Source organism: Klebsiella sp. RIT-PI-d, from assembly GCF_001187865.1.
GTDB lineage: Bacteria > Pseudomonadota > Gammaproteobacteria > Enterobacterales > Enterobacteriaceae > Superficieibacter.
The window spans coordinates 1,101,295-1,116,276 of record NZ_LGIT01000009.1 but is presented as its reverse complement, the minus strand read 5'-3'; the positions used below and the strand labels follow the sequence as shown (position 1 = coordinate 1,116,276).

Here is a 14,982-nt window from a genome sequence, read left to right as displayed (position 1 = left end):
ATATTCATGAGAAGACTTCCGGTATTTTTTGTTCTGGATTGCTCAGAGTCGATGATTGGCGACAATCTCAGGAAAATGAATGACGGCCTGCAAATGATCGTCAGCGATCTGCGAAGAGATCCACACGCGCTGGAAACCGCGTGGATTTCGGTTATTGCATTTGCAGGCATCGCCAGAACCATCGTGCCACTGCACGAGGTATTATCGTTTTATCCGCCGCGTCTTCCCGTCGGCAGCGGTACTCATCTTGGGGCCGCACTGCGTGAGCTAACGGTACAGATTGATACGCAGGTGCGTAAAACCACCGTCGAACGCAAAGGCGACTGGAAGCCAGTGGTTTATTTGCTCACCGACGGCCATCCGACTGATGACGCCGCAGCTGAAATTAAACGCTGGAAAGCTCAGTACGCCCAAAAAGTTAATTTGATCGCAATCGGACTGGGTCCGGCAGCCGATCTCAACGTACTCCGCCAGCTCACTGAAAATGTCTTTCATTTTACCGAAGCACACGAGGGTGATTTTACCCGCTTTATTAAGTGGATCACGGCGTCAGTGACTGCACACAGTCGTAGCGTCGGCGAGACCTCCCCGCCGCCTGCGCTTAACACCGATTCTCTGGTGAAGCTGGCGAAAGAGGATGTGGCCCGCGCCTGCGACGAAACCTGTGTCACTCTGGCCGGACGGTGTAGCAAATCACGTCGCCCTTACCTGATAAAGTACGAGCGCCCTCCGGTAAATCTGTCCGGCCTTAATTTCAGCCTGAATATCAACGGCTTTAATCTTGCTGGCTGTTACCCTATTGATGAAGATTATTTTGAATGGAGCGATGCGGCGGCCTCATCTATACAGGTCAATACCCGCGAGTTGCACGGCGTTCCAGGTTGTCCACACTGCGGAAATGCCAGCGCATTTGCGTTATGCAGTTGTGGGCGGTTGCTGTGCATCAACGGACCGGACGATATTATCTGTCCCTGGTGCGATAACGCGTTGACCTTCAGCCACGGTGACAATGACGACTTCGACGTAAACAGAGGGAAAGGATGATCGGCGACATTACGCCTCTCAAAAAGCAGATCCTGGCGCTGATTGTTGTGCATAACGGCCTTACATTGACGTCAGAACAACAGCAATCGCTGGATGAGGATAGTGAATTGCAGGCTGACCTCAGCGCAATTATTGAAAAAGTGAGCAGGGTCGTGGCCTCAGCAGAAGACGTGGATCAAGTCCCTCATACGCCAGCACCTGACGCTGATGAATCGGCGACAGCTGAATCTGAGACCGGAAGCGATCCTGCCTCGTGGCAAAAAATGCCTTATCACGAACTTGATGAACATTGCGCTCAGGAAGAGAAACCCGTGAATAAAGTCGTTCAAACACTTAAGCCCGGACAGGTGCCTGAACATCCAGCCGATGCCGGGACTCGCGTCGTTAATCCTCCTGTGGCGCGCATTGGCATTGCAAATGCCCGCGCCGGGACGCCCTTCCACTGTGCCGTGGACATTTCTCTCGATAATGGCGAGTGCGCAGAGGTTCAGGACGTTATTTTCGACACGCCCTGCGGACTCACGTTTAACAAAGATGATGGCACCCTGTCCGGAACGCCAGTGGCGAGCGGTGACATTGGTATCAGGGTAAGATGGTGTTCGCCATCGTGTCCTGACGGCGAATCCCGCCTTACCTTTATCGTGAATCCCGATCCACGCACCTTATGGAAAGATATCGATCCGCCTGAAGACGATCGCTATTATAAAAAGAATGTTGATCGTCAGCTTATTCAGCAGCCTGGCGTCAATATCGTTGCCGCCAGCCGGCGTGGACGCTCACATGCACACGTTGGATCTTTTCGCGATGACGACTTTTATGTCAATCACAGCCAGCACAGCGGCTGGAGTATCATGCTGGTGGCCGACGGTGCCGGTAGCGCCAGTTATTCTCGTCAGGGATCGCTGATTGCTACTGAGATCGTCGGCAACTATCTGTTCGATCAGCTTAAAGATGATCAAGGCCTGGCGCTCAAAATGCAGATAACCCAGTGGAATACCGGCGATCAACGGCAAATCTGGGACTATTTTTACCGACAGTTCAGCCTTGCCTGCGCGCTGGCAGTGAATAATATCAATCATGAAGCTAAAATCGCCGGAGAAAAAAGCAAAAGCTATTCGACAACCCTGCTGGCGGTCGTCTCTTTTCGCGAGGGCGATGAACTTTTCGCTGCCGCATTCTGGCTGGGTGACGGTGCGATTGCTGCCTGTGGTCCAGCAGGAAAAGTCCGGGTTCTCGGTATGCCTGATAGCGGCGAATATGCAGGACAGACGCGCTTTCTTGATGCCGACACCATTCAGGACGCTGATTTCAGCAAGCGTATTATTATTGGTCGCTGGAAAGATATCTCTCACCTGGTCTTAATGACCGACGGCATCTCCGATCCGTTCTTTGAAACTGACAACGGTCTGCTTAATCCGCAAAAATGGGATGCGCTTATTGCCGAGTTGACTCCGCATCTGGAGGAATCAGGTACAGCAGACGAACATCTGATCGAATGGCTTAATTTCTTTTCGCCGGGAAATCACGATGATCGCACCATCGTGATCTCGTGGTGACAGAGGGCGGATAACGACTATGGCAACTCTTGTAACCTGTACTACCAGGGGCGGTAAAACCGTTCAGTATGTCGATGAAATTATCGGCTCTGGCTCGATGAAAGATGTCTACTTTTCCCCCGATAAATCCTACGTGGTCGCTTTTTATAAAAAACCGCAAAACGAGCAGGCCCGTGAGCGAATCGATATGATCACCGGTCGCTATCGGGCAAATATTTTTGAACAGTCCGGCGGCGAATACTGGAAAGATCTCTTTTGCTGGCCAACCGATGTGGTCGAACATGCGGGGAAAATCGGCATTGTGGTACCGACCTATCAGCATCATTTCTTTTTCAAATATGGCTCCAGAAATAACGATTTTCTCGGCATTCGCGGGCGGGAAAAAGAAGGCAAATGGTTTGCCAGCGCCAATAATCAGAACAAGTTTCTCGATCCTCGCGAAAAAGGTACTACGTTAACCTATCTTAAAGTCTGTCTGCTGTTAAGCCGCGCCGTCAGAAGAATGCATGCAGCAGGTTTATGTCATAGCGATTTGAGTTATAAAAATGTCCTGATCGACCCTGAACAGGGGCACGCCTGTATTATTGATGTCGATGGGCTGGTGGTGCCGGGAAAATTTCCCCCGGACGTAGTTGGCACGCCTGATTTTATCGCCCCGGAAGTGGTTAAAACGGCACATCTTGAAAAAGACGATCCGAACCGGGTATTACCGAGTATTTTAACCGATCGTCATGCGCTGTCAGTGCTGATTTATATGTATCTGTTCTTTCGTCATCCGCTGCGGGGCGGCAAGATCCACGATCTGGATGATGAAATGCGTGATGAGTCGCTCTCAATGGGCGAGAAGGCGCTGTTTATTGAACATCCTGTCGATCGCAGTAACGCGGTAAAATTAAATCAGGTTTCCCCTTCATCGCTTCCGTGGGCCGATCCGCAGAAAATCCCCTATACCATCATGGGTCCTTATCTGACGCCGCTTTTTGATCGGGCCTTTATTGAAGGGCTGCATCATCCGCAGCGGCGACCCACGGCAGATGAGTGGGAAACCGCGCTGGTGAAAACCGTTGATCTGATCCAACCCTGTCAGAATCCGGCCTGCGAACAAAAATGGTATGTCTTCTGCGGAAAAACGGCGCCGGTCTGCCCCTATTGCGCGACGCCGTATAAAGGCAAGCTACCGATTTTGAACCTTTATTCATCGCGCAAAGCTGGCAGTTTCAGGCCTGATGACCACCGCCTGATGGTGTGGAGTGGTCAGTCCCTTTATGCCTGGCATGTAAACCGGCTGATTGCACCTAACGAACGTACGACTGAGGCACAAAAAAAACGGGTAGGCTATTTTGTGTTCCATAACGATCGCTGGTGGCTGGTCAATGAAGGGATCCCGGGCCTGATGTCGCTCCCGGAGAAAACCCGGATCGATATTGGTGATAAACTCCCCCTTGATGACGGGGCGCAGTTTATCTTATCCACCGAAGAAGGCGGCAGGCTGGTGGTCGTGCAACTCATTGCGAATTAATTATGCTGGCCGGGTGGCACTCTGCACCCGGCAGCAGACTTATTCGACAGCAGGCGTCATTCCTGGCACCAGGATAACTTTACGACAATCTTCCTTGCGCTTTTCAAAAATCTCATACCCTTTCGCCGCCTCTTCCAGAGGCATATGGTGGGTAATAATTTCCTCTGGTCGCAGCAGCCCTTCTTCAATCAGCTTTAGCAATTCAGGTAGATAAGCATGCACATGGGTCTGACCCATTTTAAAGGTCAAACCTTTATCAAACGCATCACCGAATAAGAAGCCATGAATAAAACCGGCATAGACGCCCGGTACGCTGACTATCCCTCCGCGGCGTACGGCGGCAATACACTGGCGCAGCGCCTTACCGCTACTGCCCTCAATTTTAAGGTTGCTGAGTACGGTTTCCGTCAGGCTGCCCTTAGCTTCAAAACCAACGGCATCAATGACCGCATCGACGCCGCGATGATTATCCGTATTCTCAATAATCCATGCGGCCGGATCGTCATTCTTATCAAAATTAATCGGAATAACGCCATAGCACTGGCAGGCAAAATCGAGGCGATAATCATGATGGTCGATCATAAATATTTTTTCTGCTCCTAAATATCGGGCGCAGGCGGCAGATAATAATCCGACCGGACCAGCCCCGAAGATTGCCACGCTGGAGCCTTTCTTGATCTCAGCATTTTTAACTGCCTGCCAGGCGGTCGGCAAAATATCAGTTAAAAATAAGACCTTATCATCAGAGAGAACGCGCGGAACCTTAAAAGGCCCGGTATTCGCTTTGGGCACCCGAACATATTCTGCCTGGCCACCGGGTACGCCACCATATAATTTACTGTAACCAAAGAGCGCCGCAGGTGGAGTAATGGTTTTCCGGTTTAATGCGGCGCCCTTGCCGCTGTTAGTAGTTTCACACGCTGAGAATTGTTCGAGCTGGCAAAAAAAACAGTCGCCGCAGGCAATCACAAACGGGATCACTACGCGGTCGCCACGGCTGACGGCAGTGACGTCTTTCCCTGTCTCGACTACTTCGCCCATAAACTCATGACCAAAGATATCACCGTGATCGGTACCCGGAATTTTCCCCCGGTATAAATGCAAATCCGAGCCGCAGATGGCGGTCGCGGTCACACGCAAAATAATATCATCACTGGCTTCAATAATGGGGTCCGGATGCGTATCAACGCTCACCTTATGTGGCCCATGATAAGTTAGTGCTTTCATATTTTTCTCCGGGAGAGTGCCCTGCCAGGGCAAGAACTTTTAAATTTAGTTGCCAGCAGGCAAAGTGCAAGGTAATGGGCTGTAGCTGAGAATAATCTGGCATCGATATTTACTCTGGAATGAATTTGCACCAGGGTTAATACATACAATGAAAAATAAGGTGATATCGTATGAAATTCGCTGGCTGGCTAATTTCTACCTCGGTCCTGCTGACCGGCTGCGGCGCATCCAATTCTCCTTCGCCGGTTAACGCGACGGGTGAAGAGACGTCGACCAAAATGAAAGTTCTTGCCGCAGGCGCGTCGGTCATTCAGGACCGCCCTCCCATTGACGCGATGAGTACCTACCTGGATGGTTTCCATTTCTATAGCGGTGAATTAAAAGGACAAATGGAAGCGCACCATTATGTGACTGTTCTGAATGAAGATGTGATGCAGGCCGTGATTTATGATGGAAATACTTCGGATGCAAAACTGATGGGCATTGAATACATTATCAGCGAGCGGCTGTTCAAAACGTTACCGGAGGAAGAAAAAGCCTACTGGCATAGCCATCGCTACGAGGTGAAATCAGGCAGTCTGGTCGCTCCGGGCTTACCTGAAGCAGCAGAGAAACCATTAATGAGCAAAATTGTGAATACCTACGGAAAGACCTGGCACACCTGGCATACCGATCGCGACAAAACGCTGCCGCTCGGTGCACCGGCGCTGATGATGGGTTTTACCGCCGATGGTCAGTTGAATCCCCGGTTACTGGCCGATCGCGATCGCCGTTTTAATATCGATTCACATCAGCTTCGCGAATCGCGCAAGACGATTGTGGCAAACCCCGTCGCGTCGGGCGCAGATGGCTGGCAAAACGGTACCGCCATTCAACTTAAACGAGTTGAATTCAAAAATGGTCAGCAGTATCAGGGTCATGTACATCATTCGGATTTGTCCGCTAAGCCCTGAAATTTCCTCCTTTTTTGTCGGGAGTTTCTATACTGGGTCGAGGAGGTTTTACCTATGCAATGGCTTCGTTCACTGTTTACCAGTCCCGAAAAATTTTTACAGGTAATGAATCACCACGATATTGAAGAATCTATTGAAGATGGCGAGCGCATTCTGGTCGATGACGATGGCAATGCGACAGTCAATGTACATTGTCGTGACGTCCAGGACGACTTTGACCGCCATGTAAACGCACTCAAAAGGGCCTGAAATGGGAACGGCAATATTTATGGTACTGATGGTGTGTGGATACTGGTATAGCAGCCGCGATCTCTCCACACGCTTCAAATTTAAACGCACTTTCGGCTGGGATGTTTATTTTCTCGTTGCGCTTTACGGTTGCATTTTCGTACTACAGGGAATTATCGCTACCGGTATTTTATGGCTGATATTGCTTATTGCATCCGTCACCATGAACGCCCTGCCCGTCTGGTTTGGCCCGGAAGAACACCGCTTACAGATGGTGTTTATGAACTGGAGTTTTTTAGGTATTCAGGCTCCAGTAGTCATTATGCTGGCCTTCGCTATTTTCTTTTGCCTCTATCGCTCAAACTGGGCGATGAGTGCCAGACTGGATAGCAAAGGCCGACTCTCGTTATATAAAGAGCTGGCCAGCGCCAATAGTCTCGAAGGATTACTCTACCAGTGCATGGAAAGCGGACAACTGGTGTGGTTAACGCTGAAATCTCAGCGAATCTACATTGGTATGGTTCATGCGGCGACGTTTGATGCCAGCAATGCCAGTAACATTGTGGTCATTCCTATGCTGAGCGGCTATCGTGATAGCAACACAGGTGATTTTACTGTTGAGCACAATTACAGCGCCTGGTATGCCGATCATGATATTACGCTAACCTCAGACCCACAATGTGCCCTTGATTTTCGCAAGGTTATCCTGCTTGAACAGGTTGAGAGTTTCTCACTCTTTGATCCATCGCAGACTCTGGCATTAGGGATGCATAAAGAGAGTGTCATGTTTAAGGAAGGATAGTGGAAATCGCCCGCAGGATGCGGGCGAAACACAATTACGCGTTTAACTGGTAATCAAGCGTAATTTCAGCATTCAGTAGCTGTGAAACCGGGCAACCTGCTTTTGCTTTCTGGATGATAGCATCAAACGCGGACTGCTCAATTTGCGGCACAGAAACGTTGCTTTTCAGCGCCACTTTAGTGATTGCAAAACCACCGTCTTTCTTATCAAGAGAAACATCTGCGACAGTGTCAATTGACGTTGGCGTATAACCCTGCTCACCAAGCATCAGGGAAAGTGCCATTGAGAAACAGGCAGCATGTGCCGCACCAATCAGCTCTTCAGGGTTAGTGCCTTTCTCACCCTCAAAGCGAGTATTAAAACCATAAGGACTCTGATTAAGCACGCCGCTCTCAGTCGAAACCGTTCCTTTACCGCTTTTAATATCGCCTTCCCAGTGTGCCTGACCTTTCTTATGAATTGTCATAATTGACTCCTTTTTGTTGTCGAGTCATCAAGTATAGGCGCTATAACTGAGTGTGAGGCAAAAAGAGAGTGTTCCTAAAAAACGCTGGTCTGATTGCAAAATGAGCAGCAATAGCCGATGCTTTAAAGCCAGTTCGCCGTGCGGACTGTTATTAGGGTAACGTTTCGTCCGGCGCCTGCCGGGCTTGTCCTTGAAACCAGTAAAACAGGATTAAGGAGTAAGAATGAAATCGAACCGTCATGCACGCCATATCCTTGGACTCAACTATCGGGTCTCGAATCAGAAAAAAGTAGTTATTGAAGGTGAAAGCGAAAATTCCGTTACGCACACCCATGCCACCGGGCGCAAACGCCGCGCAGAATAGCGCTTTTCTCTGAACACGATCACGGACACCATCTTCTGAGGAAGATGGTGTTTTTTTATTTCTGTGATTTATTTTGCGGCCGCGGCCGCGGGGCTTTTTGACAAGCCCGTAACAATACTGTCAATATTATGCTCCATCAAATCATAGCTATTTTCATGCGTATAGTCGGTGCGTTCTCCACCTACGTTATACCCCGCTGCGATCAGTTTACTACGCAATTTTTCACCTTCTGCGCCGAGTTTTTCATTATCGGTTAACAGAATGATTGGGCAATCTTGTGTCAGGCCTTTGAGGTTTTTCTCAACCGAAAATTGCCCATTCAATGACTTAGACAGTGCACCGAGCGTTCCTGCCGGATTAATCATACAGTGTGCAGCCACGGCTTTACTCATACTTGGCATAGGGCGATCTAAAAATAGTCCTGACACCGCCATACCGTTTTGCTCTGCGTATCTGGTCAGTTCTGCGGCAACCGGCGCACCCATTGAGTATCCATGGATGATAATATTGGCCGGATCAATTTTTCTGTCGTTGACCAGATAATGCAGCATGGTCCGGGCGTCCTGATAAAGGCCTGCTTCAGATGGCGTCCCCTCACTCTCACCGTAACCGCGCATACTGACAGCAAGCACATCAAGGCCTTTTATCTGATACTGAAGGTTAGACCCAATCGTTTTGTGATCAAAAGGTGCACCCGATCCGTGTAAAAATAAAACAACACGATTCGTGTTATCAGTAGTGCCTTTTGAATCGACGCCCCAGTTATAATAACCGGATAGCTTTCCTGCCTCTCCTTCAAGAACCACTTTCTCGGCATGACCTGCTTTTACAGCCTGATTAAACAGCGCTTGAACTGCTGGTAATATGTTACGTCGTTCTTCCTGAGTTCCGAACAAAACATTATTAAAAAATTTTGTTGCTGGATTAGATGAAGCTCTGGACTTTGACGACTTTATATTGGTAACTTTTTGCGCATCAGTAATTGATGTGGTAATAACTCCATCACCTAACTTATCACGGATCATTTGACTAAGTTTAGTTCGAACAGTAGCGCTTTTAACTTGCTGTAAAGAACCATTTATTTCGTTGATTTCATTGAACGCCCTTATTAACCCCTTATCATGGGGATTAAATTCTGTTTCGGTCATAACTTTAGAATGAATTGATTCTAGTTTCTGACTGATTTTACTAATTGTTTTTTTAGAAATGTCAGAATTATTGGCTTTTAATAAAATAGCCTGATTGAGCGTGTGCGTTGAACTTATGCGGCCTAACATAGATTACCTACAAAAAAATTAATCATAATGATAAAGTACTGTAAGCAGTGTTACAGCTCCTCACCGACGCTGTTATTGCGTGGACAGATTCTTCGATACACCGCCGTTCGAAGACGCCCGGTTCATCACTCTCAGTGAATCGGCGATTGATATATCGACGACTTTATTCCCCAGTGATTCATTAACCAACCGGCTAATTTTTTCATAAACCTTATCGCTTTTAATTTTCTGTAAAGAATCGTTTATTAGGTTAATTTCTTTAAACGCCCTTATCAAGCCTTTATCGTTGGGATTTAACGGGGTTTCTATCATCACTTTCTGGTGGATTGACTTCAGTTTCTGACTGATCTTACCGAGCGTTTTATCAGATATATCCTCTTTATTAGCTTTCAGTAAAACAGCCTGATTGAGTGTATGACTTGAATTTATGCGACCAAACATAGCTTATCTCCAAAAATTTAATTGTAACGATGGGAGCGCAACAAAAATTGTAAAAAACGCTACAAGTTTTTTATACGGGGTTTCAAACTCAACTGTATCAAAAGTATGCCTTATACGTTTTTTAACTCAATTCGTCTGCCCGGATATTCTCCTTATCAAAAATAGTCATATGCTGCGTCTTTATAGGATGACAGGAACAAGCGTAAGCTCGCCCCTACGGGAATAATTCAACACATGATGTTACTCAGGAGAACGAACGGAGACAGAGGTATCCATTGGCTCTGATACGACGAGGGGATTGTAATCACGGACACTGATCCTTCCTGTCTTGCCGGACGGTTTTTACCACGTCTTCTTAGCGTCGTAAGTTAAATAAATCTTTGGTTATAATGTATGTTGTAACTAATAATCGAGCTTGCTCTGTTCTCTCTTTAATAGTCGCGTCATAAAAAAGGCCCCATCATCGGGGCCTCTTCATCACAAACCGTGTTGACTCTCTTTTTTTGCCTCCAGACGCTCCACATCCCGATACCAGCGCGGATGGTGCTTCTTCGCCCAGCGGCGGCTCACCTTACCTTCTACCATCCCCGTGATGGAGCCTTTGACCCAGAACGCCATATACATATGAATAAGAATGGCGTGGATTAAGATAATTGCCGAGGCGGCGTGTAGCAGCAAGCTATAGCGGATCACCTGAATCGGAAAGTAATGGGCAAAATAAGGACGCCAGATAACCACCCCAGTGACCAGCAGCACGAAAATCATGCTCATGATGGTCCAGAACATCATTTTCTGCCCGGCGTTATATTTCCCGACCCGGGCGACCTTATGCTCGTTCCCTTTCAGCACCTCAACAATTCCTTTCACCCAGGGAATATCCTGCTTATCCGGAATATTGTGATGCACAAAGCGTACAAACATAAACATCAGCGCAATAAAAATGACCACGCCAAAAAAGGGATGCAGGATACGACCCATTTGCGGCGTGCCGAAGGTTTCCGTCAGCCACTGGAGCGTTGGAAAGAAAAAAGAAATTCCCGACAGCGCCACCAGAAAGAAGCAAATTACTACCGTCCAGTGACAGGCCCGATCTATAAACCGGGTACGCACAATCCTTCTGGTATCACTCATGATGGTCCTCCTCCTCATCATCAACCTCTTTATTCGGACCGATACCGATATAGTGATAAATCAGCCCGGCAAAGGTCGCGACAAACCCAATGGCGGAAAGTGGCTTCAGAACGCCCTTCCATAACGTAACGGCTGTATCAATTTGCGGATCTTTTGCCAGACCATGATAAAGCTGGGGTCTGTCCGCATAATGCAGCACGTACATCACATGCGTGCCGCCCACGCCTTGTGGGTTATAAACTCCCGCATGTTGATACCCGCGCGCTTTCAGTTTACTCACCCGCCGATCCGCGATTTCCAGCATCTCCTGCTTGCTACCAAAATGGATGGCCCCGGTCGGACAGGTCTTCACGCAGGCAGGCTCCTGACCGACGCTCACCCGGTCAACACACAGCGTGCATTTATATACCCGGTTATCCTCTTTATTCAGCCGGGGAACGTTAAACGGACACCCGGCAATACAGTATCCGCACCCAATACAGTGTTGCGATTGAAAATCAACAATACCGTTAGCGTACTGAATAATCGCGCCGGCAGAAGGACATGCTTTGAGGCAGCCCGGATCGGCACAATGCATACAGCCGTCTTTACGAATCAGCCATTCGAGTCGCCCGTTCTCGTCGGTTTCACTAAAGCGCATCACCGTCCAGGATTTTGCGCTGAGATCGGCAGGGTTGTCATACACCCCGACGCAATGCCCCACCTCATCGCGAATATCATTCCATTCTGAACAGGCCACCTGGCAGGCTTTACAGCCCACACAGGAGGAAACATCGATAAGCTTGGCCACCTCCATTTTATAGTCACGCCCCTGCGGCGGCGGGGTGACTGAATTGGTGGCGGAGCGTTTAATAATGTCCTGAGTTTCTGACGCCATTTCTCGCTCCTTACATCTTCTCAATATTGACTAAAAACGCTTTATATTCCGGCGTCTGTGAATTGGCATCACCCACGTTGGGGGTCAGGGTATTGGCGATATAGCCTTTCTGCGCCACACCTTCATAGCCCCAGTGCAGCGGGATACCCACGGTTTCGACCTGCTGACCGTTCACCTGTAAGGTGTGCAAACGGCGGGTAACCACGGCAACGGCGCGAATAAAGCCGCGCTGACTGCTTACCGTGACCCAATCGCCATTCGCAATACCTTTCGCCGCCGCCAGTCCTTCGCTAATCTCAACGAATTGTTGTGGCTGGGCGATGGCGTTCAGACGGGCATGTTTAGTCCAGGTATGAAAATGTTCAGTCAGACGATAGGTTGTACCAACATACGGGAACCGGTCCTTTTTACCCAGGCGCGCCGCATCGTCGTCATACAAGCGAACCACCGGGCTGGAGATAACCTCAGGATGTAACGGATTGGTACCCAGCGGCGTTTCCATTGGCTCGTAATGTTCCGGAAACGGTCCTTCTGCCAGCTTATCGAGGGCAAAGAGACGTCCCAGCCCTTCCGGCTGCATAATAAATGGCCCGGTAGCACTGCCCGGCGGCGCGTTATTGAAATCAGGAATATCGTTGCCGTGCCAGGCCGTACCGTTCCATTCAATCAGCATCCGTTTCGGGTCCCAGGGTTTACCCTTGATATCCGCCGAGGCGCGGTTATACAGCACCCGACGATTTAGCGGCCACGCCCACGCCCAGCCGGCCGTATTGCCCAGACCCGACGGATCGGCATTATCGCGATTGGCCATCTGGTTTCCCTGCGCGGTCCAGCTCCCGCTGTAGATCCAACAGGACGAAGCGGTGGTGCCGTCATCGCGCAGCAGGGCAAAACTATTCAGCAACTGACCTTTTTTCGCCACCAGCACACCGCTGGCGTCATAAAGATCGGCCAGCGCCAGCCCATTATTCTCTTTCGCCACCTCTTCCGATTCGGGTTTATCCGGCTGCTTATATTCCCAGCCCATATTTAACAGCGGTTCAACACCTGCCCCCCCTTCGCGACGATACATATCGCGCAGGCGATGATAAATTCCGGCAATTATTTCGCCATCATTGAGTGCCTCACCCGGCGCATCCTGCCCCTTCCAGTGCCACTGTAGCCAGCGTCCTGAATTGGCAATAGAGCCATCCTCTTCGGCAAAGCAGGTTGACGGCAGGCGGAAAACTTCGGTCTGGATCGCCGCAGGATCGACATCATTCATCTCGCCGTGGTTTTGCCAGAACGTTGAGGTCTCCGTCACCAGTGGATCGATAACGATCAGGTATTTCAGTTTGCTGAGTGACTGCACGACCTTATTCTTATCCGGGAACGAGGCTACCGGGTTAAAGCCCTGACAGAAATAGCCGGTCACCTTTCCCTGATGCATCATGTTGAAGTACTTAATGACGTCGTATGACTGATCCCATTTCGGTAACCAGTCAAAACCCCAGTCATTCTCCTTCTGCGCTGCATCGCCGTAAAAGGCTTTCATCAGGCTGACGAAGAACTTCGGATAGTTGCTCCAGTAGTTCACCTGATCCGCCAGCGTGGCTTTCGGCGTACTGGCTGTCAGATAGGTGTGCAGCGACGTTTGTTTCTCCGACGGCAGGGTCAGATAACCCGGCAGGCTGGTAGACAGCAGGCCAAGATCGGTTAATCCCTGGATATTCGAGTGCCCGCGCAGGGCGTTAACACCGCCGCCCGCCATCCCCATATTGCCCAGCAATAGCTGGATCATGGCCATGGTACGGATGTTCTGTGCGCCGACGGTATGCTGCGTCCAGCCCAGCGCATACAGAAACGTAGTGGTACGATCGGCAACACTAGTCGAGGCCAGCGCTTCGCATACCTTCAAAAAATCGGCTTTCGGCGTACCGCAAATGTTCTCCACCACATCGGGGGTATAGCGGGAAACATGCTGTTTCAGCAGATTCCATACGCAGCGCGGATGACGCAGAGAATCATCACGACGTGCATAGCCGTTTTCATCGAACTGATAATTCCACGACGCTTTGTCGTATTGACGTTTTTGCGCGTCGTAGCCGCTAAACAAGCCATCATCAAAACTAAAATCGTCGCGCACCAGTAAACTGGCGTTGGTATAATGCCTGACATACTCCGCATTGATTTTTTGATTCTGGATCAGATACAGCAGTACGCCGGACAAAAAGGTAATGTCCGTGCCGGAGCGGATCGGCGCATAAATATCCGCGACCGAGGCCGTGCGGGTAAAGCGCGGATCGACCACGATCAGCAGTGCATCGTTATTATTCTTCGCTTCCATCGCCCAGCGGAACCCCACCGGATGCGCTTCTGCGGCATTCCCCCCCATTACCATAACAACGTTGGCGTTTTTGATATCAACCCAGTGGTTGGTCATCGCACCGCGACCAAATGTTGGAGCAAGACTTGCTACCGTTGGTCCGTGTCAGACGCGCGCCTGGTTATCAACTGCCAGCATCCCCAGCGAGCGCACAAATTTCTGGGTCAACATTCCGGTTTCATTACTGGCCGCCGAAGCACACAGCATCCCGGTGGTGAGCCAGCGGTTAACCGTCACACCCTCATCATTTTTTTCGATAAAGTGAGCATCGCGATCGGCTTTCATCAGGCGAGCGATACGTGTGAAAGCGTCCTCCCAGCTAATACGCTGCCATTTATCATCACCCGGTGCGCGATACTGCGGATAACGCAGACGGTTATCACTATGAATATAATCCAGCAGTCCTGCGCCTTTCGGGCACAGTGCGCCGCGGCTAACCGGGTGATCCGGATCGCCTTCAATATGGTAAATCGTTTCTTTAGTATTCTTCGCCCCGTCGCCGAGGCTGTACATGAATAATCCACACCCTACGGAACAGTATGTGCAGGTATTACGGATCTCTTTCGCGCGTAGCAGTTTATAGTTACGCGTTTGAGCCAGCGCCATTTCAGGTGCAAATCCCAACGCTGCCGCCGTGGTTCCGGCCATACCGCCCGCGCAGAGTTTAAAAAACCTTCTGCGACTAATGTCCATTGCATTCCTCATTATTCTGATATGTCCTGCGGCAGGCAA

At 49.7% G+C, this 14,982-nt stretch carries 14 protein-coding genes; 7 read left to right on the top strand and 7 right to left on the bottom strand.

What is annotated here, in order from left to right:
• Window positions 1–6 precede the first annotated feature (6 nt).
• Genes AC791_RS11690 through AC791_RS11680 form a run of 3 tightly spaced genes read left to right on the top strand, consistent with a single transcriptional unit; the run spans window position 7 to window position 4,119 of the window.
• The gene (locus AC791_RS11690) at window positions 7–1,044 is read left to right on the top strand and encodes a TerY-C metal binding domain-containing protein (RefSeq protein WP_049840608.1); all 1,038 of its coding nucleotides are present in this window, start codon (window positions 7–9) and stop codon (window positions 1,042–1,044) included.
• Window positions 1,041–2,600 carry a PP2C family serine/threonine-protein phosphatase gene (locus AC791_RS11685; RefSeq protein WP_148677792.1) on the top strand — a complete coding sequence of 520 codons (1,560 nt, stop codon included), beginning with the start codon at window positions 1,041–1,043 and terminating at the stop codon, window positions 2,598–2,600. Before AC791_RS11690 ends, AC791_RS11685 begins: the two co-directional genes overlap by 4 nt.
• 19 nt (window positions 2,601–2,619) lie before the next feature.
• Complete coding sequence (locus AC791_RS11680; protein ID WP_049840607.1) at window positions 2,620–4,119, top strand: helix-hairpin-helix domain-containing protein; 1,500 nt, start codon at window positions 2,620–2,622, stop codon at window positions 4,117–4,119.
• Between the two features lie 39 nt (window positions 4,120–4,158).
• Here the strand turns inward: AC791_RS11680 and AC791_RS11675 are convergent, their stop codons facing one another.
• Window positions 4,159–5,346: a zinc-dependent alcohol dehydrogenase gene (locus AC791_RS11675; RefSeq protein WP_049840606.1), complete on the bottom strand. Its 1,188-nt coding sequence runs from the start codon at window positions 5,344–5,346 to the stop codon at window positions 4,159–4,161.
• Between the two features lie 170 nt (window positions 5,347–5,516).
• On the opposite strand from AC791_RS11675, the gene AC791_RS11670 reads away from it, so the two are divergent.
• The 3 genes from AC791_RS11670 to AC791_RS11660 are packed head-to-tail and all read left to right on the top strand — an operon-like array spanning window position 5,517 to window position 7,329.
• Entirely contained in the window at window positions 5,517–6,299 is a 783-nt protein-coding gene (locus AC791_RS11670) for an OBAP family protein (protein WP_049840605.1), read from the top strand.
• Between the two features lie 54 nt (window positions 6,300–6,353).
• Window positions 6,354–6,548, top strand: coding sequence for a hypothetical protein (locus tag AC791_RS11665; RefSeq protein WP_049840604.1), 195 nt, complete (start codon window positions 6,354–6,356; stop codon window positions 6,546–6,548).
• Between the two features lies 1 nt (window position 6,549).
• Window positions 6,550–7,329, top strand: a complete 780-nt coding sequence (locus AC791_RS11660; RefSeq protein WP_049840603.1) for a hypothetical protein — start codon at window positions 6,550–6,552, stop codon at window positions 7,327–7,329.
• 34 nt (window positions 7,330–7,363) lie between these two features.
• Here AC791_RS11660 and AC791_RS11655 read toward each other — a convergent pair whose 3' ends face one another.
• A complete protein-coding gene (locus AC791_RS11655; protein ID WP_049840602.1) occupies window positions 7,364–7,795 on the bottom strand; it encodes an OsmC family protein in 432 nt (143 codons plus the stop codon).
• 223 nt (window positions 7,796–8,018) lie between these two features.
• On the opposite strand from AC791_RS11655, the gene sra reads away from it, so the two are divergent.
• Entirely contained in the window at window positions 8,019–8,159 is a 141-nt protein-coding gene (sra, locus tag AC791_RS11650; protein WP_049840601.1) for a stationary-phase-induced ribosome-associated protein, read from the top strand.
• 68 nt (window positions 8,160–8,227) lie between these two features.
• Here sra and AC791_RS11645 read toward each other — a convergent pair whose 3' ends face one another.
• From AC791_RS11645 to fdnG, 5 genes are all read right to left on the bottom strand, one after another.
• A complete protein-coding gene (locus AC791_RS11645) occupies window positions 8,228–9,436 on the bottom strand; it encodes an alpha/beta hydrolase (RefSeq protein WP_049840600.1) in 1,209 nt (402 codons plus the stop codon).
• 72 nt (window positions 9,437–9,508) lie between these two features.
• Window positions 9,509–9,877 (bottom strand): hypothetical protein, encoded by a 369-nt coding sequence (locus AC791_RS11640; protein WP_049840599.1) that lies wholly within the window; start codon window positions 9,875–9,877, stop codon window positions 9,509–9,511.
• Between the two features lie 477 nt (window positions 9,878–10,354).
• Window positions 10,355–11,008: a formate dehydrogenase-N subunit gamma gene (gene fdnI, locus AC791_RS11635; protein WP_049840598.1), complete on the bottom strand. Its 654-nt coding sequence runs from the start codon at window positions 11,006–11,008 to the stop codon at window positions 10,355–10,357.
• A complete protein-coding gene (gene fdxH / locus AC791_RS11630) occupies window positions 11,001–11,885 on the bottom strand; it encodes a formate dehydrogenase subunit beta (protein WP_049840597.1) in 885 nt (294 codons plus the stop codon). Before fdxH ends, fdnI begins: the two co-directional genes overlap by 8 nt.
• Window positions 11,886–11,895: 10 nt before the next feature.
• A complete protein-coding gene (fdnG, locus tag AC791_RS11625) occupies window positions 11,896–14,943 on the bottom strand; it encodes a formate dehydrogenase-N subunit alpha (protein WP_148677791.1) in 3,048 nt (1,015 codons plus the stop codon).
• Between the last annotated feature and the right edge of the window lie 39 nt (window positions 14,944–14,982).

Bases quoted from the DNA above. Each gene is read 5' to 3' on its own strand.
- AC791_RS11645 (WP_049840600.1), bottom strand. From the start codon at position 9,436: ATGTTAGGCCGCATAAGTTCAACGCACACGCTCAATCAGGCTATTTTA.
- AC791_RS11690 (WP_049840608.1), top strand. From the start codon at position 7: ATGAGAAGACTTCCGGTATTTTTTGTTCTGGATTGCTCAGAGTCGATG.
- AC791_RS11665 (WP_049840604.1), top strand. From the start codon at position 6,354: ATGCAATGGCTTCGTTCACTGTTTACCAGTCCCGAAAAATTTTTACAG.
- AC791_RS11675 (WP_049840606.1), bottom strand. From the start codon at position 5,346: ATGAAAGCACTAACTTATCATGGGCCACATAAGGTGAGCGTTGATACG.
- fdxH (WP_049840597.1), bottom strand. From the start codon at position 11,885: ATGGCGTCAGAAACTCAGGACATTATTAAACGCTCCGCCACCAATTCA.
- AC791_RS11655 (WP_049840602.1), bottom strand. From the start codon at position 7,795: ATGACAATTCATAAGAAAGGTCAGGCACACTGGGAAGGCGATATTAAA.
- AC791_RS11670 (WP_049840605.1), top strand. From the start codon at position 5,517: ATGAAATTCGCTGGCTGGCTAATTTCTACCTCGGTCCTGCTGACCGGC.
- AC791_RS11685 (WP_148677792.1), top strand. From the start codon at position 1,041: ATGATCGGCGACATTACGCCTCTCAAAAAGCAGATCCTGGCGCTGATT.
- AC791_RS11660 (WP_049840603.1), top strand. From the start codon at position 6,550: ATGGGAACGGCAATATTTATGGTACTGATGGTGTGTGGATACTGGTAT.
- sra (WP_049840601.1), top strand. From the start codon at position 8,019: ATGAAATCGAACCGTCATGCACGCCATATCCTTGGACTCAACTATCGG.
- AC791_RS11640 (WP_049840599.1), bottom strand. From the start codon at position 9,877: ATGTTTGGTCGCATAAATTCAAGTCATACACTCAATCAGGCTGTTTTA.
- AC791_RS11680 (WP_049840607.1), top strand. From the start codon at position 2,620: ATGGCAACTCTTGTAACCTGTACTACCAGGGGCGGTAAAACCGTTCAG.
- fdnI (WP_049840598.1), bottom strand. From the start codon at position 11,008: ATGAGTGATACCAGAAGGATTGTGCGTACCCGGTTTATAGATCGGGCC.